Origin of the sequence: Roseateles saccharophilus, from assembly GCF_004342485.1 — a bacterium.
Taxonomy (GTDB): domain Bacteria; phylum Pseudomonadota; class Gammaproteobacteria; order Burkholderiales; family Burkholderiaceae_C; genus Pelomonas; species Pelomonas saccharophila.
Window position 1 is genome coordinate 132,789 of the sequence record NZ_SMBU01000007.1, and the last position, 21,841, is coordinate 154,629.

The window sequence follows — 21,841 nt, forward strand, 5'->3', positions numbered from 1 at the left end:
CGGAGTTTAGGGACGGAAGGCAGGCCTGGCGGACGGAGAAATTCCCCAGGTTCAGGGCCTGGAGGCGCTACGGCAGCAGGCCGCTGGCGGGCAGTGTCAGTGCCACGACGAAGCCGAGCACCGACGCAAGCAGGGCGGCGGCGACGCGGAGTCGGGCGGGCGTGAACATGAGGTGGATAGTGGGCCACAGCGCTGCCCGATGTGCCCCCTAACTCGCCGTGATTGCTGACGACGTGCTGGCAGCAGCCACGCGCATCAGCGCGCGCCGAGCGCGCCGCGGTAGCCGCCGGGCGTCACGCCGACGCCGGCCTTGAAGCGCTGGCTCAGGTGGCTGGCGCCGGCATAGCCGCAGGCGGCGGCGATATCGGCCAGCGGCAGGCGCGTGTCGCGCAGCAGCGTGCGGGCGCGCTCCAGCCGGCGCGCGGCCACCCAGTCGTGAACGCTGCAGCCCATCGACGCGCGGAACATGCGCGCGAAGTGGAACTCCGACAGGTGGGCCTCGGCGGCCAGCCGCGGCAGGCTGAGCTCGCCACCGTCCAGATGGGCGTCGACGCAGGCCAGCACGCGCCGGCGCGCCGCGCCCGACAGGCCGCCCGCGGCGGCCCGTTCGGCCCGTTCGGCCCGCTCGCGCTGGCGGGGCCTGGCGGCCTGCAGCACCAGGTGGTCCAGCGCGGCCTGGCTAAGCGCGTCGATGCGCAGGCGCTCGTCCGGCGCCTGCCAGTCGCGCGCGGCCACGTCCTGGGCCCAGGCGGCCAGCACGGCGTCTTCGCCGAAGATGCGCTGCTCCAGCGTGATGGCCCGTGGCTCGGCGTCCAGCAGGCGCACGACGCGGTCCGCCCAGGCGCCGTCCGACAGATAGAGGTGCACGAAGCGCAGCGGGCCGGCCACGTTCCAGCGCGATTCGTGCTCGGCCGGCAGCACGCAGTGGCAGCCGGGGCGGCCGGTCTCGCGCGGCGTCTCGACGAGGTGGGTGGCATGCCCGCCCTGCAGATAGACCGACAGCGTGTGGTGGCCGGGGCGCCGGTAGTCCATGCGGCCGCCGTGGTTGTGCCACTGCACCAGGCGCAGCCCGTCACCGAGCCCGAGCTCGCGCTCGCGGCGCGCGCTGGAGCGGCCCAGCACGTCGAAGACGGGCTGCTGGTCGGTGGCGCCGGCGGTCAGGTCGAGCATGCCGCGATGCTAGGGCCGGCGGCCTTGCCCCTGCCGTGGTGGGGGCGACGAAGCGCAGGAATATGCAATCGCGCGGCGGCTTGGAGCCCCATGCTGGCGGCATGAATGCATTCCTGTATGTGCTGGTCGTGCTGATCTGGGGCACGACCTGGATCGCGCTGAAGTGGCAGCTGGGCCCCGTGCCCATCGCGCTGTCCATCGCCTACCGCTTCGGCCTGGCGGCGCTGCTGCTGTTCGCCTGGTTGCTGTGGCGGCGCCAACTCGTCGTGCCGCGCGGCCGGGCGCTCGTCTGGGTGCTGGCCCAGGGCCTGTGCCTGTTCTGCCTGAACTTCGTCTGCTTCCTGAACGCGAGCCGCACGGTGGCCAGCGGCCTCGTCGCCGTCGTGTTCTCCAGCGCGGCGCTTTGGAACGCGCTGCTGGCGCGCGTCGTGCACGGTCGCACCATCGCGCCTCAGGTGCTGGCCGGTGGCGCGCTGGGGCTGACGGGCCTGGTGCTGCTGTTCTGGCCCGAGATCAGCGGCGGCCAAGCCAGCCTGGCCGGCCTGGCCTGGGCGCTGGGCGGCACGCTGTGCTTCTCCACCGGCAACCTGCTGTCGGCCGCGCTGCAGGGCCAGGGGCTGAAACCGGTGCAGACCAATGCCTGGGGCATGGCGGTCGGCACGGCCCTGCTGGCGGGCTATGCGCTGCTGGCCGGCCTGCCGTTGGCCTTCGACGCGAGTGCCCGCTATGTCGGCGCCTGGCTCTACCTGGCCATCCCGGGCTCGGTCATCGGCTTCACGGCCTATCTGACGCTGGTCGGGCGCCTCGGGCCGGAGCGCGCCGCCTACAGCACGGTGCTGTTCCCGGTCGTCGCGCTGAACGTGTCGGCCTGGGCCGAGGGCTACCGCTGGACGGCGCCGGCCCTGGCCGGCCTGGTGCTGGTGATGGCCGGCAATGTGCTCGTCTTCAGGCGGCGCGCTTCGAAGACCAGCGCTCCCACAGTGCCACCGTCTCGCCCACCAGCCCGCGCCTGAAGGCCAGCACGCAGACGATGAAGATCAGGCCGGTGACCAGGCTGACCGATTCGCCCAGGCCCTGGAACCAGGCCACGCCGGTCAGGTCGGCCAGCAGGTTGCCGAGGTCGCCGATCTTGTTCTCGAGCGCGATGATGACCAGGGCGCCCACCATCGGGCCGACGAGCGTGCCCATGCCGCCCACCAGGGTCATCAGGATGACGAGGCCGGAGGTGGTCCAGATTGCGTCGGTCAGCGTCGCGAAGCCCAGCACCAGGGTCTTGGTGGCGCCGGCCAGGCCGGCCAGGCCGGCGGACAGCACGAAGGCCAGCAGCTTGAACTGGGCCGTGTCATAGCCCAGCGACGTGGCGCGCGCCTCGTTCTCGCGGATGGAGGTCAGCACCTGGCCGAAGGGCGAGTGCACGATGCGATAGATCAGCCAGAAGGCCGCGATGAAGATGCCGAGCACGACGTAGAACAGCACCAGGTCGTTCTCGAGGTTCAGGCCCAGGAAGCTGCCGCGTGGCACCGACTGCAGGCCGTCCTCGCCGCCGGTGAAGGGCGCCTGCAGGAAGAAGAAGTACAGCATCTGCGCCAGGGCCAGCGTGATCATCGAGAAGTAGATGCCCGAGCGGCGGATGGCCAGCAGGCCGAACACCAGGCCCACGCCGGCCGCGCCCAGCATGCCGGCGAGCAGGCCCACCGGCGTCGGCAGGCCCCAGACCTTGAGCGCATGGCCGGTCACATAGGCGGCCGTGCCGAGGAAGGCCGCGTGGCCGAAGGACAGCAGGCCCGTGAAGCCGACCAACAGGTTGAAGGCGCAGGCGAACAGCGCGAAGCACAGCACCTTCATCACGAAGACGGGATAGGCGCCGAACAGCGGCAGCAGGCCGATGCCGACGAAGAGGGCGATGTAGCCGATGAGCTTCTTGTTCATTTCTCTTTGCCGAACAGGCCGGCCGGTCGGACGAGCAGCACGACGGCCATGACGACGAACACCACCGTGTTGGACGCCTCGGGGTAGAAGACCTTGGTCAGCCCCTCCACCAGGCCCAGGCCCAGGCCCGTCAGGATGGAGCCGAGGATGGAGCCCATGCCGCCGATGACGACGACGGCGAAGACCACGATGATGAGGTTGGACCCCATCAGCGCCGACACCTGCAGGATGGGCGCGGCCAGCACGCCGGCGAAGGCCGCCAGCGCGACGCCGCCGGCATAGGTCAACGTCACCATGCGCGGCACGTTGATGCCGAAGGCCTGCACGAGCTTGGGGTTCTCGGTGCCGGCGCGCAGCTTGGCGCCGAGCGAGGTCTTCTCGATCAGCGCCCAGACCGCGAAGCAGACCACCAGCGACGCCACGACCACCCAGCCGCGGTAGTTGGGCAGGATCATGAAGCCGAGGTTGGTGGCGCCGGTGAGCTGGTCGGGTACCGAGTAGGGCTGGCCCGAGACGCCATAGACCGAGCGGAACACGCCCTCGATGACCAGCGTGATGCCGAAGGTCAGCAGCAGGCCGTAGAGGTGGTCCAGCTTGTAGAGCCACTGCAGCATCGTGCGCTCTATGACGATGCCGACGAGGCCGACGGCCAGCGGCGCGAGACCGAGCATGAACCAGTAGTTCAGGCCCAGGTATTCCAGCCCCATCCAGGCGAAGAAGGCCCCCATCATGTACAGCGCCCCATGGGCGAAGTTGATGATGTTGAGCATGCCGAAGATGACCGCCAGGCCCAGAGACAGCATCGCGTAGAACGAGCCGTTGACCAGGCCGAGCAGCAGCTGGCCGAGCAGGGCGGGCAGGGGAATACCGAAGATCTCAGTCATCGCGCAGCGTCCTCAGAGGATCACTTCTTGACGAGAGGGCATTTGGAATCGGCCAGCTTGGTGAACGCCTCGTCGCCCGGGATGCGGGTCACGACCTTGAAGTAGTCCCAGGGCTCGGTGGACTCCTTCTGCGACTTGACCTGCAGCAGGAACATGTCGTGGATACCGCGGCCGTCTTCCTTGCGGATCGTGCCCTTGGTGTAGAAATCGTTGATCGGCGTGGCCTTCATCTTGGCCAGCACCTTGTCGGCGTCGTCGGTCTTGGCGGCGTCGACGGCCTTCAGGTAGTGGCTCACGGCCGAGTAGTCGGCGGCCTGCAGCGAGGAGGGCATGCGCTTCATCTTCTCGAAGAAGCGGCGGCTCCAGGCGCGGGCCTCGGGGCTCTGGTTCCAGTACCATGAGTCGGTCAGGTACATGCCCTCGGTCGTCTTCAGGCCCAGGGAGTGGATGTCGTTGATGAACATCAGCAGGCCGGCGAGCTTCATGCTCTTGGTGATGCCGAATTCGTTGGCCGCCTTGACCGCATTGATGGTGTCGCCGCCGGCATTGGCCAGGCCCAGGATCTGCGCGCCCGAGCTCTGGGCCTGCAGCAGGAAGCTGGAGAAGTCGCTGGCGTTCAGCGGGTGCTTGACGCTGCCCTTGACCGTGCCGCCGCTCTTGGCCACGACGGCGGCCGTGTCGGACTGCAGGGCCGCGCCGAAGGCGTAGTCGGCGGTCAGGAAGAACCAGGTCTTGCCGCCGCCTTTGGTCACCGCCGCGCCCGTGCCGTTGGCCAGGGCCACGGTGTCGTAGGCGTAGTGGATGGTGTAGGGCGTGCAGTTGGCGTTGGTCAGCGCGGAGCTGCCGGCGCCGATGGAGATGAAGGGCTTCTTCTTCTCGGCGGCCACGGTGGCCATGGCCAGGTTGGCGCCGGAGTTCGTGCCGCCGACCAGCAGGTCCAGGCCCTGGGTGTCGATCCATTCGCGCGCCTTGGCGGAGGCGACGTCGGCCTTGTTCTGGTGGTCCGCGAAGATGAACTCGATCTTCTTGCCCGCGGCCATGCCCTTCATGTCGGCGATGGCCATCTTGATGGCCTCGACGCCGCCGGCGCCGTCGATGTCCGCATACACGCTGGACATGTCGGTCAGGAAGCCGATCTTGATGACGTCGCCGGAGATCTGCGCGTGGGCGGCCAAGCCGCAGCTGGCGAGGGTGGCGGCGATCAGGGTTTTCTTCATGGTTGTCTCCAGTGGTTGATGACCGCGTGGTTGCGGGTTAGACGCTGAGCAGCTCGTCCAGCTGGGCCTGGTGGGCGGGCAGGTCGGCTGCGGGGAAGGACAGCACGACCTCGCCGTGCTCGATGACGATGAAGTGGTCGGCCAGTGGCGCGGCGAAGCGGAAGTTTTGCTCCACCATGACGATGGTGAAGCCCTGGGTCTTCAGCGCGCGGATCATGCGTGCCAGGGCCTGGACGATGACGGGTGCGAGGCCCTCGGAGATTTCGTCCAGCAGCAGGATGTCGGCGCCGGTGCGCAGGATGCGCGCGACGGCCAGCATCTGCTGCTCGCCGCCCGACAGCCGTGTGCCGGGGCTGTGGCGGCGCTCCGCGAGGTTGGGGAACATCGCGTAGATCTCGGTCTCGCTCATGACCTTGCCGCGCCTGGCCTTCAGCAGCGGCGGCAGCCGCAGGTTCTCCTCGGTCGTCAGGCTCGCGAAGATGCCGCGCTCCTCGGGGCAGTAGCCCAGACCCAGGTTGGCGATGCGGTGCGTGGACAGGCCGACGGTCTCGTCGCCATGGACCTTGATCGAGCCCTTGCGGGCGCCCGTCAGGCCCATGATGGCGCGCAGCGTCGTCGTGCGGCCCGCGCCGTTGCGGCCCAGCAGCGTGACGACTTGGCCCGGCTGCACGCTGAGCTTGATGCCGTGCAGGATGTGGCTCTCGCCGTACCAGGCGTGGAGGTTGGTGATTTCGAGGGCAGGTGTTGCCATGTCAGTGAGCCCCCGCCAGCTCGGTCGCCTCGGTGCCCATATAGGCCTCCAGCACCGCCGGATGCCTGGACACCGTGGCGTAGTCGCCTTCGGCCAGCACGGCACCACGAGCCAGCACGGTGATGCGGTCGGCGATGCTCGACACCACCTTCATGTTGTGCTCCACCATCAGCACCGTGCGGCCCTCGGCCACGCGCTTGATGAGGGCGGTTACGCGGTCTACATCCTCGTGGCCCATGCCCTGCGTCGGCTCGTCCAGCAGCATCAGCTGCGGCTCCATGGCCATCGTCGCCGCGATCTCGAGGGCGCGCTTGCGGCCATAGGGCAGGTCGCCGGCCTTGAGCTGGGCCATGTCGCGCAGGTCCACCAGCTCCAGCAGCGCCAGCACCTTGGCGTCCAGCGTCTTCAGGCCGGTGAGGCCCCTCCAGAAATGGAAGCTCGTGCCGGTGAAGCGCTGCAGGCCGATGCGCACGTTCTCCAGCACCGTGAGGTGGGGGAAGACGGCCGAGATCTGGAAGCTGCGGATGACGCCGCGCCGCGCGATCTGCGCCGAGTTCTCGCCGGTGATGTCGTGGCCCGCGAACACGATGCGGCCGCGCGTGGGCGTGAGGAACTTGGTCAGCAGGTTGAAGCAGGTGGTCTTGCCGGCGCCGTTGGGGCCCAGCAGTGCGTGGATGTGGCCGCGCTGCACCTGCAGCTTGACCGAGTCCACGGCGGTGAAGCCTTTGAACTCCTTGGTCAGGTCTTGCGTCTCGAGGATGAATTCGCTCATGGACTTTGGGGTTGGCTGCGCGACTCTAGGCCCTGGGACCCGGGGCCGGCTTACGGGCATTCACGGGGTGGCGGCGTCAGCGGCGAGGAAACGTTCGATCAGGCCGATCTGCTCCGGCGTGTTCAGGGCCGGCGCGTGGCCGCAGCCGGGGATCAACGCCACAGCCGCACGCGGGCCGCGCTCGCGCATGGCCTGGGCGGTCTCGGCGGTCAGCAGCGTCGAGTCTTCGCCGCGCAGGCAGAGCACCGGCAGGTCGAGCTGGTCCCAGGCCTCCCACAGCAGATAGTCGTCGGGGTGGTGCTCGAACTGCGCCACCAGCGCCGGGTCGTAGTGTGTCGTCACGCGGCCGTCGGGCAGGCGGCGCAGGGAGTGTTCCGTCAGGTGGCGCCACTGTGTGTCGCTCAGGTGACCGAAGCTGGCGTAGATCTCGCGGAAATAGGCCTCCAGCTCGGTCACCGTCGCGAAGCTTGGCGGCTGGCCGGCATAGGCTTTTATGCGCACCAGCGCCGGTGCGGCCAGCTCGGGGCCGTTGTCGTTGAGCACCAGGCGGCGGATGCGCCCGCGCAGCCGGGTTGCCGCACCCAGCGTGCCGATGGCGCCGCCCATGCTCGTGCCCACCCAGTGCACCTTCTGCAGGCCGAGCTGGTCCAGCAGGGCCTCGGCCTGCTCGACGTAGAAGTCCAGGCAGTACTCGCGTGCCGGGTCCACGGCCCATTGCGACAGGCCGCGCCCCAGGGTGTCGGGGCAGACGACATGCCAGCGTGCGCTGAGCGCCGTGGCGAAGTCGTCGAAGTCGCGGCCGCTGCGGGCCAGGCCATGCCAGGCGATGACGGTCGGCGCGCCTGCGTCGCCCCATTCGGTGACGTGCAGCTCGCGGCCCAGGCAGTTGACGTAGCGGGACCTCATGCTTTGACCCTCCTCCCTCGCGTCCAGGCCGCCAGCCGCAGCCGCCCGACGATGCCGCCGGGGAAGTGGTAGACGGCCAGCACGAACAGCAGGCCCAGCCACAGCAGCCAGCGGTCGGGCGACACCAGCGTGCTGACGATCGGTACGCCTTCCACCAGGCTGCCGGCCCATTTCAGCAGCGCCTGCAGATAGTTCTGCGCGACGATGAAGAGCACGCTGCCGATGACGGCGCCGTAGATGGAGCCCATGCCGCCGATGACGACGATGAGCAGCAGGTCCAGCATGATCTCCATGCTCATCGCCGTCTCCGGGCCGGTGTAGCGCAGCCACAGCGCCAGCAGTGCGCCGCCGCAGCAGGCCAGCAGGGCCGCGATGATGTTGGCGCCGGTGCGGTAGACGACAGGCCGGTAGCCGATGGCCTCGGCGCGGAACTCGTTCTCGCGGATGGCCTGCAGCACGCGGCCGAAGGGCGAGTTGACGATGCGCAGCAGCAGCAGGATCAGCGCGGCCACGGCGACGAACAGCAGGTAATAGGTCAGCAGCCGGCCGTCCAGCGTGACGCCTAGCAGCGGCTCGTCCATGAACTCGGTCGAGGGCCGCAGGATCTCGGGCAGCTGGAAGTTCAGCCCGTCCTCGCCGCCGGTGAAGTCGCTCAGCTGCGACGCCAGCGTCATGAAGGCCGAGGCCACGGCCAGCGTGATCATCGCGAAGAAGATGGCCTTCACGCGCAGGCTGGCAAGGCCCATCGCCAGTGCCAGCACGGCGCTCAGCGCGAGGGCCGCGGCGAAGCCGATGGCGAGCGACGCCCAGTCCGAACCCAGCCGCGTCGATGCGATCGCGATGCCGTAGGCACCGATGCCGACGAACATCGTGTGCGCGAAGCTGACGATGCCGGTATAGCCCAGCAGCAGGTCGTAACTGGCGACGAGCAGGATGAAGACGATGATCTTGGCCGCGACGTTCAGCGCCTGCGTGCCGGGGAAGATGAAGGGCGCGCCGAGCAGGCCGATGAAGCAGGCGATCAGCAGCGCGGCCAGGACGCGGCTGCGCGGCAGGTCGTGGGACAGCAGCGCGCGCATCACTTGGCTCCCACCGGATAGAGGCCCTGGGGCCGCCACAGCAGGATGGCGACCATCAGCCCGATGTTGGAGAACAGCGCCGCCTTGGGGGCGATGAAGCCGGCGTAGTTGGCCACCAGGCCCACCAGCAGCGCGCCGACCAGGCAGCCCACGGTGGAGCCCAGGCCGCCGATGATGATGACGATGAAGAGCAGCAGGTTGACCTGGGCGCCGATCTGCGGCGTGACGCCCTGCTGCACCAGGCCCCACAGCACGCCGCCCAGGCCGGCCAGCGCCGAGCCGGCGACGAAGACGCCGACGAAGAGGCGCCGGATGCGGTAGCCGAGGGCCTCGACCATCTCGCGGTCCTGCACGCCGGCGCGGATCAGCAGGCCGATCTTGGTGCGGTTCAGCACCAGCAGCAGCGCGACCAGCACGACGATGCCGATGGCCATCGCCAGCAGGCGGAACTTCTCGACCGCCACGTCGCCGACCAGGAAGATGCCGCGCAGCGTCTCGGGCATGGGCAGCGGGATGAGCTGGGCGCCCCAGCTCGCCTTGATGAGCTCCTCGCCGATGATCATGCCGCCCATCGTGATGAGGATCTGCTTCAGGTGCTGGCCGTAGACGGGCCGGACGAGGACGCGCTCGAAGACGACGCCCACGGCGGCGGCGATGGCCATGCCGGCGAGGCAGGCGGCGGCCAGTGCGCTGAGGTTGGCGGCGACGCTTTCGCTGCTGGCCCAGGGGGCGAGGGCGGCGAGCACGGTGGTGGCCATGAAGGCGCCCAGCGCGATGAAGACGCCGTGGCCGAAGTTCAACACGTCCATCAGGCCGAACACCAGGGTCAGGCCGGAGGCGATGACGAAGATGATGAGGCCCATGGCGAGGCCGGCCAGGGTCAGGTTGAGCCAGGTGCTGGGGCTGCCGGTGAGGGGCAGGGCCAGCAGCATCAGCGCGGCGAGGAGGGCCAAGGGTTTGGGGTCGAGTTTCATGCGCCTGCCTCGAATGACTCGGGCCCTGGCATCAAGCAGGGGATGGAACTCATTGATGCGCCCCCAACGACAGCCCCAGCAGCCGCTGCTGCAACTCCGTATCTGCAATCAACGCAGCCATCGCCCCGCGATGCACGACCTTGCCGTCGTCCATCACCGCCACCCGGTCGCCCAGCTCCGCCGCGACGCGGAAGTTCTGTTCCACCAGCAGCACCGTCGTCCCCGCCTCAGCCTTCACCGATCGCAGCGCCTCGATCAGGTTCAGCACGATGGCCGGCGCCAGACCCTTGCTGGGCTCGTCGATGACGAGCAGCTCGCGCGGCTCGATCAGCGCGCGGGCAATCGCCAGCATCTGCTTCTGGCCGCCCGACAGCTTGCCGGCCGGATGGCCCCAGAAGGTCTTCAGCGCCGGGAAGAAGCCGAACAGCCAGTCCAGCCGCGCCGTGTCCAACTCGGCCAGCTTCCTGGCCCGACGAGCCGCCAGCAGCAGGTTCTCGGCCACCGTCAGCTCGCCGAACACGCCCATGGTTTCCGGTACATAGGCGATGCCGCGCGCGGCGATAGCGGGCGTGGCGAGCTGGGTGATGTCTTCGCCCTTGAAGCTCACCGTGCCACGGCTGGCCGTCCACAGGCCCATCAGCGTGCGCAGCGTGCTGGTCTTGCCGGCGCCGTTGCGGCCTAGCAGCATGGTCACCTGGCCGGCCGGCACCTCGAGGTCCACGCCGTGCAGGATGTGATACGCGCCGACGTGGGTATGGACACCGCGGAGTTCCAGCAGGTTCATGCGGCGACTCCGAGGTAGGCCTCTTGCACGATGGGCGAAGCGATGACCGTCGCCGGGTCGCCATCGGCCACCAGCCGGCCCTGGTGCAGCACGATGATGCGGTCGGCCAGCTCGCGCACGACGTCCATCTTGTGTTCCACCAGCAGCAGCGTGTGGCGCTTCTCGGCCTTCAGCGCGCGGATCAGGTCCAGCACCACGGGCACCTCGTCCACGCTCATGCCGGCCGTCGGTTCGTCGAAGAGATAGACCTTGGGGTCGAGCGCGATCAGCATCGCCACCTCGAGCTTGCGCTGGTCGCCATGCGGCAGGCTGGCGGCGAGGTCGTCGGCGCGCGAGGCGAGGCGCACGCGCTCGAGGATGGTGCGCGCCTCGGCGATCAGCTCGCGGTGCGACAGCCACACCGACAGCAGCTTCAGCCCCTTGCGATGCCGCGCTTGCACGGCCAGGCGCACGTTCTCCAGCACGCTCAGGTGGGCGAACAGCTGCGTCAGCTGGAAGGCCCGGCCCAGGCCGCGGCGCGTGCGCACCGGGGCCGGCTGGTCGCTCAGGTTCTCGCCGTCCAGCCAGACCTCGCCGCTGCTCGCGGGCAGCTGGCCCGAGATCAGGTTGAAATAGGTCGTCTTGCCCGCGCCATTGGGGCCGACGATGGCCGTCAGCGTGCCGGGCTGGAAGGCGCAGGACACGCCGTCGACGGCCACATGGCCGCCGAAGCGGATCGTCAGGTTCTTGGTTTCGAGCACGGGCCGTCGTCCGCAATCAGCGCTTGTTGCGGATGGGCACGTTCATCTCTTCGGGCTTGATCTCCCGCACCAGCTCCGGCACGCCCCAGGGGAAGGCCGGGTCCACCTTGATCTTGAAGTGGTACATGGACTGCATGGCCTGGTGGTCCTCGGCGCGGAAGGTCATCCGGCCCTTGGGCGTCTCGAAGCTCATGCCTTCCATGGTCTTGATGAGCTTGTTGGTCGTCGTGTCGCCGCCGGTCTTCTTCAGCGCTTCGACCAGGGCGATGGCCGCGCTCATGCCGCCGGCCGTGAAGAAGTCGGGCGGGGTCTTCCACTGCTTGTAGTGGTTGGACACCAGCCACTCGTTGACCGGGTTCTTCGGGATGCCGAAGTAGTAGTAGGTCGCACCCTCCATGCCCGGGAACTGCTTGTAGGCGGCCATGGCCGGCAGGATGTTGCCGCCCGAGCCGACGGCGATGCCATAGCGCTTTTGCAGGTCCAGCGCGGCCAGCGCGCCGAAGGGCGTGGTCGCACCCGCCCACACGACGGCGATGACCTTGGGGCCGGGCTTGTCCTTGAGCGCATCCACCAGGCGCTGGATGCCGGCGGTGAAATCGGTCGTCTGCGTGGGCAGGTATTCCTCGTGGACGATCCTGGCCTTCTTCAGCGCTTCCTTGTAGGCCTTCACGGCGTCGCGGCCGAAGGCGTAGTCCTGGGCCAGGATGCCGATGTTCAGGCCGGCGATGTCCGAGGCCACCGCGTTGCCGATGGCGTCCTGCGAGGAGTTGCGGCCGGTGCGGAAGATGTACTTGTTCCACTTGTCGCCGGTGATGGAGTCGGCCACGGCGGGCTCCACGAGCAGGATCTTCTTGTACTCCTCGGCCACCGGCAGCATGGCCAGGGCCACGCCGCTGGACGAGGGGCCGACGGCGATGTCGGCCTTGTCGTCGCCATAGGCGGCGGCCAGCAGGCTCTTGCCCACGTCGGGCTTGCCCTGGTCGTCCTTCTCGATGACGACGATCTTCTTGCCGGCCACGGTCATCGTGCCGCCGGTGGCGTAGTCCAGGCCCATCATGAAGCCGGTCTGCGTCTGCTTGCCATAGGCCTCCAGCGGGCCGGTCTTGCTGTAGACGTGGGCGATGCGGATTTCATTGCCGGCGGCCAGCGCGAGGCCGGTGGTGACCAGCGTGACGGCGGCGAGCGCGAGGCGGCGCGTCACAACGGACGTGATGGGGCGCATGGGCTTGTCTCCTGAAGTTCGTTTTTCACACTGCTCTGTCGGCAGACGGTGTCTTCCCTTTTTGCAAGGGCCGTGCCCGGCGGGGAAGGGGGCGCCGGGGCGGTTTTTCTGCGGGTTGTCCCGAGGTTTCTGGCCGTTAGGGACGGTGCGAGTGTCCGAAATTCAGGCGTTGTTTGAAACCTGGACTTCCAGGTCTGGCCATCTCGCCAGTCTTTCGTACAACGACGCCCGCGAAATCTGCAGCAGCCGGGCCGCCGCCATGCGGTTGCCGCCGGTGGCCTGCAGCGCGCGGCGGATCGCGTCGCGCTCCAGCGCCTCGATCAGCTCGGGCAGCGGCGCCACGGCCTGGGCGGTCAAGGCGCTGGCCGTGGCCGGCGCGGGCGCCTCGGCAGGCGCCGGTGCCGCCGCGTCGCCCTGGAAATGCGCCGCCGTCAGCTGCATGTCGTCGCTCATCAGGCTGACCTGCTCCAGCGTGTTGCGCAGCTCGCGGATATTGCCCGGCCAGGGCTGCTGCATCAGCCATTCGATGGCGTCGGGGCTCAGCAGCTTCTGCGGCATGCCGCTGCGGCGGGCGATGTCCTCGCCCAGCGCCTCGGCCAGGGCCTCGATATCGTCCAGGCGCTCGCGCAGCGCCGGCACGCGGATGGGCAGCACGTTGAGGCGGTAATAGAGGTCGGCGCGGAAGCTGCCTGCGGCGACCATTGCGGCCAGGTCGCGGCTGGTGGCCGCGATGACGCGCACGTCCACGCGCATGACGGTGTTGCTGCCCAGCGGCTCCACCTCTTGCTCCTGCAGCACGCGCAGCAGCTTGCTCTGCAGCGCCAGCGGCATGTCGCCGATCTCGTCGAGGAAGAGGGTGCCGCCGTCGGCCAGCTTGAACTTGCCGTCGCGGCCCTTGCGCTCGGCGCCGGTGTAGGCGCCCGGCGCGACGCCGAAGAACTCGGCCTCCAGCAGGGTCTCGGGCACGGCGGCGATATTGACGCCCACCAGCGGCCGGTGCGCGCGCCGCGAGGCGGAGTGGATGGCATGGGCCATCAGCTCCTTGCCGGTGCCGGTCTCGCCGAGCAGCAGCACGGTGGAATCGGTCTGCGCCACGCGGCGGGCCTGGCGCTTGACTTCGAGCGCCGCCGGGCTGGCGCCGATGAAGCTGGCGATGGTGTACTTGGGCCGGCGCTGCGCGGCCAGTTGGCGCCGCGTGTCCTCCAGCTCCTGCTGCAGCCGCGAGAACTTGCTGATCAGCGGCTGCATCGTCGTCTCGGGATGGTCCAGCAGCACCAGGCCGAGCGCCCCGACCACCTCGCCCGCATCGTTGCGCAGCGGCAGGCGGCTGACGAGGAAGGTGCCGGACCTGTTGGTCAACAGGTCGACGAGCACCGGCTTGCCGGTTTCCAGCACCTGCAGCATCTGCGTGTTGGGCACCACGTCCTCGACCGGGCGGCCGACGAACTCGTGCTCGTCGTTGAAGCCCAGCGCCGGCAGGAAGCGCTTGTAGCCGTCGCTGATCCAGACGACGCGGTGGTCGCGGCCGATGACCATCATCCCTTCCGTCGACCGGGCCAGCACGTCGAACATCGACTGCGCGGCCAGGCGCAGCAGGCCGTCGACGTCCTGCGGAAAGTCGTGCTGGGCGGGTGTCTGGGATTTGGACAGCGGCATGGCCGCGGCAATGTACCGCGGCCAGGCCAGCGTGGGTCCCGCCATCAGAATTTGTACGTCCCACCGAGCGTGAACGTGCGCGGCGGGCCGTAGAAGGCATCCAGCACGCCGAGGGCAGGGATGTTGTAGCCGTCTGTCTTGTAGGCCTTGTTGGTCAGGTTGCTGCCTTGCAGGAAGAAGCTCAGATGGCTGTCCTTCTCCCAGATCAGGCCGGCGTTGACGAGGGCGTAGGCGTCCTGCGCGAGCGACTCGGACAGGTCCGTCGTCGGGTAGACCTTGGTGCGATAGGTCAGGCCCAGGCGCGAGCGCAGCAGGCCCAGCGGCAGCTTGGTGCTGTTCTCGATGTTGAGGCCGGCCTGGAACTTGGGCGTGTTGGTGAACTTCTTCTGGCTGGCCACGTTGACGCCGCGGTCGATGTACTCGTCGTACTTGGCGTCGATGCCGGCCAGGTTGCCGCTGATGCGCCAGTCGGTCGTGGGCATCCACAGGAACTCGAGCTCGCCGCCCTGCAGCGTGGCCTTGCCGGCGTTGGTGAAGTCGCCGAAGAAGCCGGGCTGGCCGTTGGCCTGGGTGTAGCTGGTGAACACCGACAGCTGCACGTTCTTGTAGTTGTTGTGGAAGAGGGCGGTGTTCAGCTCCAGCCGGCCGCCGTCCAGGATCATCTTGGCGCCGACTTCCAGCGAGTCCAGCTTCTCGTCGTCGAAGGGGCGGCCCGAGGCCGGCACGGCCAGCGTGTTGGCGCGGATGTTGTAGCCGCCGCTCTTGAAGCCCCGCGAGGCCGTCGTGTAGAGCTTCACGGCATTGCTGGCCTTGTACTCGAGCGACAGGCGCGGCGAAGTGTTGGTCACGGAGCGCGAGCTGTCGAAGTTGGCCAGCGTGGCGAGGGGCGCGCCGCTGAAGGTGTCGTTCGCGAAGGCCTGGTTCAGCACCACGGCGCGCTTGCTCTCGTCGGTGTAGCGCAGGCCGGTGCTGACGCTGAACTGCGGCGTCAGGCGCCAGCTCCAGTCGCCGTAGACGGCCTTGCCCTTGGTGTAGACCGTGCCGTTGGTGGTGCCGAAGCTCAGGTTGAAGAAGTTGTTGCGCACCGTGCCGCCGGCGCGGCCGTCGAAGTAGTACAGGCCGATGACGCCGGAGCTGCTGGCGCCCTCGTAGGTGGCCTGCAGCTCGTGGCTCTGCGAGCTGTCGTGGTACTCGGCGCGCACGTCGGCGATCTTGGCGGGCAGGCCGTCGAAGTCGATGGCCGTGCTGGTGTCGGAGGCGCGGTGGGCGGCGATGTACTTCAGGCCCCAGGCCTCGCTGACGCCCCAGTTCAGTGTCAGCGACTCGCCCTCGCTCTTCGTCGAATTCGCGTTCGGCATGCCGCTGGCGATGTCGTAGCGGCTGTCGCCGGGCGGCGTCTTGGCGGGGTCGAACTTGTTGACGGCCAGGCGCTGGAAGCCGCGCATGTGCGAGGCGTCCTGGGTGCGGTCCACCGACACCTGGGCGTTGAAGCTCGAGCCCGTCGGGAACCAGCCGGCCGAGAAGCGCCCGCTGGTCGTGTTCTGGTCGCTGACCGGGCTGCCATCGGTCAGGTTCTTGCCGTAGCCGTCGCGGTTCAGGCTGGCGCCGGCCAGGCGCAGGCGCAGCTGGCCGTCGTCCGCGGCCGTGCCCACGGCGCCCTTGGCCGTGACCTGGCCGTAGTCGCCCACCGCCAGCGTCACCGCCCCTTCGGTCTTCTGCGGCAGCGGCTTGGAGACGTACTTCACCGCGCCGCCCACCGTGTTCTTGCCGTACAGCGTGCCCTGCGGGCCGCGCAGCACCTCGACGCGCTGCACGTCGTAGACGTCCAGCAGCGCGCCCTGCGGGCGGGCGATGTAGACGTCGTCGAAGTAGATGCCCACGCCCGGGTCCACGCCCCACAGCGGGTCGGCCTGGCCGACACCGCGGATGAAGGTCGTGATCGTCGTGTTGCTGCCGCGCGCGGCATAGATCGTCAGGTTGGGCACCTGGCCCTGCAGGTCGCCGAGGTCCTTGACCGCGAGCCGGTCCAGCTGCTCGGCCGTCAGCGCGGTCACGGCCACCGGCACGTCCTGCAGCGACTCCTCGCGCTTGCGCGCCGTGACCTTGACGACCTCGAGCGTCGTCACCTGCGGCTCGGCGGCGGGCGCGGTCTGCGCGGCCGCGGGCAGGGCGGCGGTGGCGCCCAGCGTGGCGAGGATGGCGAAATGCAGACGCGAGCGCGCCGGATGGCGTCGGGGCATGGCTTGTCTCCTGGTTGTGTATGTCGTGTCGGATGCCAGGCGCCAAAGCGCAAAAGCCGTGCCCGCGCCAGAACGGGGCGGATCGGGTGGAAACCCTTGCGCGCTTACCCGCGGTTTTGCTGCCTGCAAGGCCGGCACTGTCCGGAGATCAGCCAATGCGGGGGGCGGCCGCTGTCCAGTCGGCAGACAGGAGCGCCGGCATCGGCCGGCCCATACCCAGGGAATCGGCTCGCCGATATGCTGCGCCGCTGCCCCAACCCCCGGAGACCCGTGATGCCCAAGCGCCTGCTTTCCGTTGCCCTCGCCCTGGCCTTCAGCGCCAGCACCGCCCTGGCCGCCGGCCCCCAGCTCAAGGGCCAGGCGCCCGGCTGGTATCGCCTGCAGCTGGGGGACTTCGAGATCACCGCCCTCAACGACGGCGTGCTGGACCTGCCCGTGGACAAGCTGCTGCAGCAGCCCGCGGCCAACACCGTGCGCGCGCTGCAGCATGCCTATCTCGGCCTGCCGCTCGAGACCTCGGTCAACGCCTACCTCGTCAACACCGGCGGCAAGCTCGTGCTCGTCGACACCGGCACCGCCGGCCTGTTCGGGCCGACCGCCGGCCGCATGCTGGACAACCTCAAGGCCTCGGGTTATGCGCCCGAGCAGGTCGACGAGATCGTCATCACGCACATGCACGGCGACCACATCGGCGGCGCGGCCGCGACGGTGTTCCCGAACGCGACGCTGCGCCTGGACAAGCGCGACAGCGACTTCTGGCTGGCGCCCGAGCAGGTTGCGAAGAACGGCGACGGTGGCAAGGCTATCGCTGCCATCGTCAAGGGCTTTGCCGACGCGGGCCGTTTCAAGCCCTTCGAGGGCAGCCAGGCCGGCGTCGAGATCGTGCCCGGCGTGAAGGCCTACCCCGCCTACGGCCACACGCCCGGTCACAGCAACTACGTCGCCGAGAGCCAGGGCCAGAAGATCATGTTCTGGGGCGACCTGATGCATGTCGCCGCGGTGCAGTTCCCCAAGCCCGCGGTGACCGTCAAATTCGACTCCGACCCCAAGGCCGCTGCACCCGCACGCGAGAAGGCTTACGCCGCCGCAGCCCAGGGCGGCTACTACGTCGCCGTGGCCCACGTCAGCTTCCCCGGCATCGGCCACCTGCGCGCGGACGGCAAGGGCTACGACTGGCTGCCGGTCAATTACTCGACCAACCGCTGAAACAGGCTGCCCGGGCGGCGATGCGCCGCCGCCCGCCCGTCAGGCCGGGTCCGCCGGTGGAGGCGCCTCCGGCCGAGATTCGATCACCACCGCCCTGCCCGGCCAGGCCTCGCCCGCGCTGAAGGCGGCCCAGGCCCAGCCCACCCAGCGCAGCAGCGAGGCCGCCAGCCACAGCGCCCAGGCCAGCATGGCCGCGCGGTAGAGCCACAGCGGCGCGCTCAGCACCCAGGCGCCGGCCGTGTGTTCGGTGAAGCGGTCGCCCATCCAGCTCAGCAGATGGCTGCTGGAATCCGGGCCGGCGACGAGCAGGTCCGGATAGCCCAGCAGGCCGGTGCGCAGCACGTCCAGCAGTGCGCCGACGGCGCACAGCGTCAACAGCACCAGGCCCAGCTGCACGGCGATGCGCAGGCCGCGCGAGCCCTGGCCGGCCCAGCGCCGCCGCGCTTCCAGCGCGCCGAACCAGCCGGCCAGCACGCCAAGAGCCCACAGCGACACCGGCGCCACACCCAGCACCAGCAGCACCCAGGCCGGCCGGCCCATCAGGCCTGGCACGCCGCGCGGCGCCCACCAGGCCAGCAGCAGCGCCACGGCCAGCGCGCCCCAGATCAGCACGGCCGGCCCGATCAGCGGGCCGCCGACGGCCAGCACGATGCGGTCCTCGGGCACCGCCAGCGTCAGGCTGTCGTTGACGCCGCCCAGGCCCAGCGCCAGCCCGGCATGCCGCCACCCCGCGCCCATGCCTTCGGGCACCCGCCAGCGGATCTCGGCGGCCTGCGCGCCCGGCGTCAGCGGCAGCGTCAGTGCGCCGTCGCGCAGCTGCAGGGCCAGGGGCTCCCCATTGATCTTCACGCCCAGCAGCTCGGCACCGGCCGGCAGCTTCAGCGTGTGCGGGCCGCCGAGGCTGGCCCGCAGCTTCAGCTCCAGCGCCACGTCGCTGCTGCGCTCGCCGGGCTCGATGCGGGTCTGCACGCCGTCCAGCGTCAGCGTCTGGCCGTCGACGCCGGCCGGCTTCTTCACGGCCAGCTTCAGCGTCTCGCCGGGCCAGGGCCGCCACTCGGGCAGCCATTCGCCGCCCTGCTGCAGGGCCGTCGGCGGCAGCCCGCTGGCCTCGGCATGCCATTGCGTCGATGCGGCCAGCGTCCACTGCTCGACCTGGTTGGGCTCGTGGCCGGCCGCCAGGGTCAGCGCCGCGCCGGGTTGCAGGCTGCTGGCCACATCGGCCTCGTCCTCGGCGCCCAGCTGCAGGCTGGCCATGCCGCCCTCCACCGTCACGCGCGCATCGCCCACGGCCTCGCCGGGCAGCAGGGCCCAGCGCACGCGCAGCGGCGCGCGGCTGGGGGCGGCGCGCTCGATATGGGTCTGGACCTGCCAGCGCAGGCCCAGCTCCAGGCGGCGCTGCACGCGCACCAGCGGCGGCAGCGCGTCGCGCTGCGTGCCGGCGTCTTCGGCGCGCGCGCCGCCGGCCGTGGCGGCCTCGCGGCTCAGCGTCAGCGCGCCGCTGCTCTGGCCGCGCGGGTCCAGGCCAGCCAGCGTCCAGCCGCGCAGCTCGGTCTGCAGTTCGCGCGGCGGCAGCGGCAGCGCGATGTCCAGGCCGCTGGCATCGCCCACGTCGGCGGCCAGCACGAGCTGGTGCACGCCGGCCGGCACGGCGGCCCAGAGCCGCCCCTGGTCGTCGCGCCGCGTCGCGGCCGGCTGGCCGTCCAGCAGCACGCTGGACGGCTGCCAGCCCTTGCCCTGGCCGGGCAGCGGCACGGCCACCAGGGCCTGGGCATGCACCTCGGCGCGCAGCTGCACGGCCGGGCCCTGGGCGCTGACGAGCAGGCGCGCGAGCTCGGCGCAGCGTGGCAGGCAGTCCGGCGGCGTCGCGAGCTTGCCGCGCAGCGCCTGCAGCTGCGCGTCGCTGGGCCAGGCCGCGCCCATGTCCTCGGCCTTGATGGGGGTTGGCGTGGCCGCGTCGCCGGGTGTGGGTGCGAGGCCCAGGGCGGCCAGCAGGGCCAGGGCGGCACCGGCACCGCCGCGCGGCAGGCGGGGAAAGCGGGGCAGTGGCCACCCCGCCACGGCCGCCAGCGCGAGCGCGAGCAGGGCCAGGCCGAGCAGCTTCAACAGCGCCGTGGCCCAGGGCGGCAGCAGCCAGAGCTTCAGCGTCTGCGCAGGCGTGACGGGGCCGCTCCAGCTCAGATGGTGGCCGCGCCACTGCCAGGCCGGCAGGCCGGGGCCGGTCTGCACGCGGGCGGTGGGGTCCACGCGGTCCATGTCGCTGCTGGAGGGCACGGAAAACTTGGGCGGCGGCACCAAGGGCGCAGCCGGCGCGCTTCTGCGCAGCTCGCTGGCCATGCGCTTCTGCTGCAGGACCACGGCCGCAGGGGCGGCGACGGGCTCCTCGGCCATCGCCATGCCCCCGCGTTCCAGGCTCGGGTAGATCGCCTGCCTCACCTCCTGCACCGCATACGGCAGCAGCACCAGGCCGATCAGCACGGCCACGGCGAGCCGGCCGCGCGCGAAGCCGGTCTGCATCCGCCCGGCCGGCAGCACGCGCGCCAGCGCCGTCAGCGCCAGCAGCCCGAACCACAGCGCCGCGGGCGGGCTGCCCGGCGTGTGCCAGGTCAGCGCCAGCGCCACGCCGAGCAGCAGGCCCACCCGCCAGCCCAGCAACCGATAGGCGGCCAAGGCGGCCAGCAGCACGAAGAAGAAGTCCCACAGCGTCCACATCGACACCCAGGCACCATCGGCGCGGCTCGGGCCCTGGGCGTGCAGCAGGCGCCAGCCGGGCGGCAGCTGCAGCGTCGCCTCGAGCTGGTCCACGGGTACGCTCCAGCCGCTGGCCGGCAGCGTCCCGCGCGGCCAGCGGCTGTCGGCCGCGATGCCGTCGCCGCTGCGGCGCACCTCGAAGCCGGCCGGGCCGTCGGGCGCCAGCCGGGTGATGGGTTGGTCCTGGCCGGCCAGCGCCGCGCGGCCGAGCAGGCCCGGCGCGGCCATCGTCAGCCGCGAGCTGGCCGACAGCTGTCCGCTGAAATGGTCGTTAGCGGTAAGGCCCCCGCCGTCGAAATCCAGCCACAGCCGGCGCGTCAGCTTCAGCGCATCCGGCGCCGGCCTGGCATTGCCGCGCTGCAGCTCGGTCAGCTTCAGCGTGTCGCCGGGCTTCAGGCGAAAGGCCGGCAGCGCGCGCCAGGCCTCGGGCATCTCGATCTGGCGCGGGTCCACGCTGGCCGGGCCCTCGGGCCGGATCAGGCGCAGCGCCGGCTCGGCCTTGACGACCCAGACCTCTTCTCCGCCCTCGCCCTGCGGCAGCTTCAGCGCCTGCACCGGCGCCGTCAGCCGCGCCTGCAGCTCGATGTGCCAGGCGCCGGGCCGGGCCTGCACGACGAGGCGGCCGTTCTCGGCCAGGCGCGCGGGCAGGGGGCTGTCCAGCTGCATCGCGACGAAGCCCGGCAGCAGCGCACGCGGCAGCTCCACCGCGCGGGCGCGGCCGGCCACGCGCAGCTCGAAGGCGCTGGTCACGCCCAGCGGCAGATCGTCGTCGACGAGGCGCACGGTCTTCAGGTCCAGGCTGTCGCTGGCCTCGGCCGGGCCGGCAACGGCGCGCAGCCACAGCCGCCCCTCGGCGTCGGGCGCGCGGCTCTGCGTCGCGCCGTCGCTGGTCACGACGATGGCACCCAGGCCCGCCGGCACGGCCAGGTTCTGCGGCATCTCCTTCGCACCCCAGGCGATGCGGCCCTCGACGACATGGGCGCCCGGCGGCAGCCACACGGCCGGGTGGCCGCCGGACTCGGCCACGGCGAGGGCCTTGCCGCCGGCCTTCACGTCCTGCGGCCAGGCACCCGCCTCGCCAGGCAGGGCCACGCGCGCGGGCGCGCCGAAGACCTGCATCTCGAGCCGGAAGCCCGCGTCGCGCGCGCCGACGCTGAGCTGCAGCCGGCCCGGCCACACGCAGACGGCCGGCTCGGCCGCGTCATGCGGCGCCGGGCAGCCTAGTGGCGGCTGGCCCTGCAGCGCCCATGGCAGCCAGTCGCGCGCGGCGGCGGGCAGCTCGGCGGGTGTCAGCGGCGCGGCCGGGGCGCTTGTGAAGGCGAGGGCGGCGAGCAGGCCGGCCGCAAGAGGCCGGCGCAGGATGTGTATCTGCATGTGGTTCTCCCGGGCCGGATGCTCGCAGTTTCCAAGCCCCTCAGGGCCAACCCGCACTCCTCGCTAACCCGCCGGGGCGCAGACAGCTCGGCGACAGTCTGGCGGGGCGCCGTTCAGGGTTTCTGCGCTGCTGGACTGGCGGGCCGCTGTCTAGCCTGCGGGTCTCCTCGGCCAAACCCACGGCCGTGG

Annotated in this window: 17 protein-coding genes; 2 read left to right on the forward strand and 15 right to left on the reverse strand. The window is 70.4% G+C overall.

Translation table 11 applies throughout. The annotated features are described in order from the left end of the window. Window positions 1-255: 255 nt before the first annotated feature. Complete coding sequence (locus tag EV671_RS08340; RefSeq protein ID WP_132570838.1) at window positions 256-1,170, reverse strand: helix-turn-helix transcriptional regulator; 915 nt, start codon at window positions 1,168-1,170, stop codon at window positions 256-258. A gap of 101 nt (window positions 1,171-1,271) precedes the next feature. Here EV671_RS08340 and EV671_RS08345 point away from each other — a divergent pair, with 101 nt between their 5' ends. Then, a complete protein-coding gene (locus EV671_RS08345) occupies window positions 1,272-2,183 on the forward strand; it encodes a DMT family transporter (RefSeq protein ID WP_132570839.1) in 912 nt (303 codons plus the stop codon). Here the strand turns inward: EV671_RS08345 and EV671_RS08350 are convergent. The 13 genes from EV671_RS08350 to EV671_RS08410 all read right to left on the reverse strand — a co-directional run bounded on the left by EV671_RS08350 (window position 2,116) and on the right by EV671_RS08410 (window position 16,324). Continuing rightward, the gene (locus EV671_RS08350) at window positions 2,116-3,099 is read right to left on the reverse strand and encodes a branched-chain amino acid ABC transporter permease (RefSeq protein ID WP_132570840.1); all 984 of its coding nucleotides are present in this window, start codon (window positions 3,097-3,099) and stop codon (window positions 2,116-2,118) included. The genes EV671_RS08345 and EV671_RS08350 overlap by 68 nt on opposite strands. Further along, window positions 3,096-3,983 carry a branched-chain amino acid ABC transporter permease gene (locus tag EV671_RS08355; RefSeq protein WP_132570841.1) on the reverse strand — a complete coding sequence of 296 codons (888 nt, stop codon included), beginning with the start codon at window positions 3,981-3,983 and terminating at the stop codon, window positions 3,096-3,098. Before EV671_RS08355 ends, EV671_RS08350 begins: the two co-directional genes overlap by 4 nt. A gap of 20 nt (window positions 3,984-4,003) precedes the next feature. Next, window positions 4,004-5,200: an ABC transporter substrate-binding protein gene (locus EV671_RS08360; protein ID WP_132570842.1), complete on the reverse strand. Its 1,197-nt coding sequence runs from the start codon at window positions 5,198-5,200 to the stop codon at window positions 4,004-4,006. Window positions 5,201-5,237: 37 nt separating this feature from the next. After that, window positions 5,238-5,951 (reverse strand): ABC transporter ATP-binding protein, encoded by a 714-nt coding sequence (locus EV671_RS08365; protein ID WP_132570843.1) that lies wholly within the window; start codon window positions 5,949-5,951, stop codon window positions 5,238-5,240. 1 nt (window position 5,952) lies between these two features. After that, entirely contained in the window at window positions 5,953-6,723 is a 771-nt protein-coding gene (locus EV671_RS08370; protein WP_132570844.1) for an ABC transporter ATP-binding protein, read from the reverse strand. 60 nt (window positions 6,724-6,783) lie between these two features. Continuing rightward, entirely contained in the window at window positions 6,784-7,629 is an 846-nt protein-coding gene (locus EV671_RS08375; protein WP_132570845.1) for an alpha/beta fold hydrolase, read from the reverse strand. Next, window positions 7,626-8,711: a branched-chain amino acid ABC transporter permease gene (locus EV671_RS08380; RefSeq protein WP_207911116.1), complete on the reverse strand. Its 1,086-nt coding sequence runs from the start codon at window positions 8,709-8,711 to the stop codon at window positions 7,626-7,628. Before EV671_RS08380 ends, EV671_RS08375 begins: the two co-directional genes overlap by 4 nt. Then, entirely contained in the window at window positions 8,708-9,682 is a 975-nt protein-coding gene (locus EV671_RS08385) for a branched-chain amino acid ABC transporter permease (RefSeq protein ID WP_132570847.1), read from the reverse strand. The genes EV671_RS08380 and EV671_RS08385 overlap by 4 nt, the downstream gene beginning before the upstream one ends. 49 nt (window positions 9,683-9,731) lie before the next feature. Further along, window positions 9,732-10,466 (reverse strand): ABC transporter ATP-binding protein, encoded by a 735-nt coding sequence (locus tag EV671_RS08390; RefSeq protein ID WP_132570848.1) that lies wholly within the window; start codon window positions 10,464-10,466, stop codon window positions 9,732-9,734. Beyond that, complete coding sequence (locus EV671_RS08395) at window positions 10,463-11,206, reverse strand: ABC transporter ATP-binding protein (protein ID WP_132570849.1); 744 nt, start codon at window positions 11,204-11,206, stop codon at window positions 10,463-10,465. The genes EV671_RS08390 and EV671_RS08395 overlap by 4 nt, the downstream gene beginning before the upstream one ends. Window positions 11,207-11,222: 16 nt before the next feature. Beyond that, the gene (locus tag EV671_RS08400; RefSeq protein ID WP_132570850.1) at window positions 11,223-12,428 is read right to left on the reverse strand and encodes a substrate-binding domain-containing protein; all 1,206 of its coding nucleotides are present in this window, start codon (window positions 12,426-12,428) and stop codon (window positions 11,223-11,225) included. Between the two features lie 162 nt (window positions 12,429-12,590). Continuing rightward, window positions 12,591-14,084 carry a sigma-54 interaction domain-containing protein gene (locus EV671_RS08405; protein ID WP_132570851.1) on the reverse strand — a complete coding sequence of 498 codons (1,494 nt, stop codon included), beginning with the start codon at window positions 14,082-14,084 and terminating at the stop codon, window positions 12,591-12,593. A 44-nt stretch (window positions 14,085-14,128) separates the two neighbouring features. Next, on the reverse strand, window positions 14,129-16,324 hold the full coding sequence (locus EV671_RS08410; RefSeq protein WP_132570852.1) for a TonB-dependent receptor: 2,196 nt from the start codon (window positions 16,322-16,324) through the stop codon (window positions 14,129-14,131). A gap of 273 nt (window positions 16,325-16,597) precedes the next feature. Between EV671_RS08410 and EV671_RS08415 the strand changes: the two genes are divergently transcribed. Beyond that, entirely contained in the window at window positions 16,598-17,530 is a 933-nt protein-coding gene (locus EV671_RS08415) for an MBL fold metallo-hydrolase (protein ID WP_132570853.1), read from the forward strand. Between the two features lie 39 nt (window positions 17,531-17,569). Here the strand turns inward: EV671_RS08415 and EV671_RS08420 are convergent, their stop codons facing one another. After that, entirely contained in the window at window positions 17,570-21,652 is a 4,083-nt protein-coding gene (locus EV671_RS08420; RefSeq protein WP_132570854.1) for a hypothetical protein, read from the reverse strand. Window positions 21,653-21,841 lie beyond the last annotated feature (189 nt).

Excerpts from the sequence above, each read along its gene's own strand:
- EV671_RS08400 (WP_132570850.1), bottom strand. The coding sequence starts at position 12,428 with ATGCGCCCCATCACGTCCGTTGTGACGCGCCGCCTCGCGCTCGCCGCC.
- EV671_RS08355 (WP_132570841.1), bottom strand. The coding sequence starts at position 3,983 with ATGACTGAGATCTTCGGTATTCCCCTGCCCGCCCTGCTCGGCCAGCTG.
- EV671_RS08360 (WP_132570842.1), bottom strand. The coding sequence starts at position 5,200 with ATGAAGAAAACCCTGATCGCCGCCACCCTCGCCAGCTGCGGCTTGGCC.
- EV671_RS08410 (WP_132570852.1), bottom strand. The coding sequence starts at position 16,324 with ATGCCCCGACGCCATCCGGCGCGCTCGCGTCTGCATTTCGCCATCCTC.
- EV671_RS08390 (WP_132570848.1), bottom strand. The coding sequence starts at position 10,466 with ATGAACCTGCTGGAACTCCGCGGTGTCCATACCCACGTCGGCGCGTAT.
- EV671_RS08385 (WP_132570847.1), bottom strand. The coding sequence starts at position 9,682 with ATGAAACTCGACCCCAAACCCTTGGCCCTCCTCGCCGCGCTGATGCTG.
- EV671_RS08350 (WP_132570840.1), bottom strand. The coding sequence starts at position 3,099 with ATGAACAAGAAGCTCATCGGCTACATCGCCCTCTTCGTCGGCATCGGC.
- EV671_RS08375 (WP_132570845.1), bottom strand. The coding sequence starts at position 7,629 with ATGAGGTCCCGCTACGTCAACTGCCTGGGCCGCGAGCTGCACGTCACC.
- EV671_RS08365 (WP_132570843.1), bottom strand. The coding sequence starts at position 5,951 with ATGGCAACACCTGCCCTCGAAATCACCAACCTCCACGCCTGGTACGGC.
- EV671_RS08370 (WP_132570844.1), bottom strand. The coding sequence starts at position 6,723 with ATGAGCGAATTCATCCTCGAGACGCAAGACCTGACCAAGGAGTTCAAA.
- EV671_RS08420 (WP_132570854.1), bottom strand. The coding sequence starts at position 21,652 with ATGCAGATACACATCCTGCGCCGGCCTCTTGCGGCCGGCCTGCTCGCC.
- EV671_RS08405 (WP_132570851.1), bottom strand. The coding sequence starts at position 14,084 with ATGCCGCTGTCCAAATCCCAGACACCCGCCCAGCACGACTTTCCGCAG.
- EV671_RS08340 (WP_132570838.1), bottom strand. The coding sequence starts at position 1,170 with ATGCTCGACCTGACCGCCGGCGCCACCGACCAGCAGCCCGTCTTCGAC.
- EV671_RS08415 (WP_132570853.1), top strand. The coding sequence starts at position 16,598 with ATGCCCAAGCGCCTGCTTTCCGTTGCCCTCGCCCTGGCCTTCAGCGCC.
- EV671_RS08345 (WP_132570839.1), top strand. The coding sequence starts at position 1,272 with ATGAATGCATTCCTGTATGTGCTGGTCGTGCTGATCTGGGGCACGACC.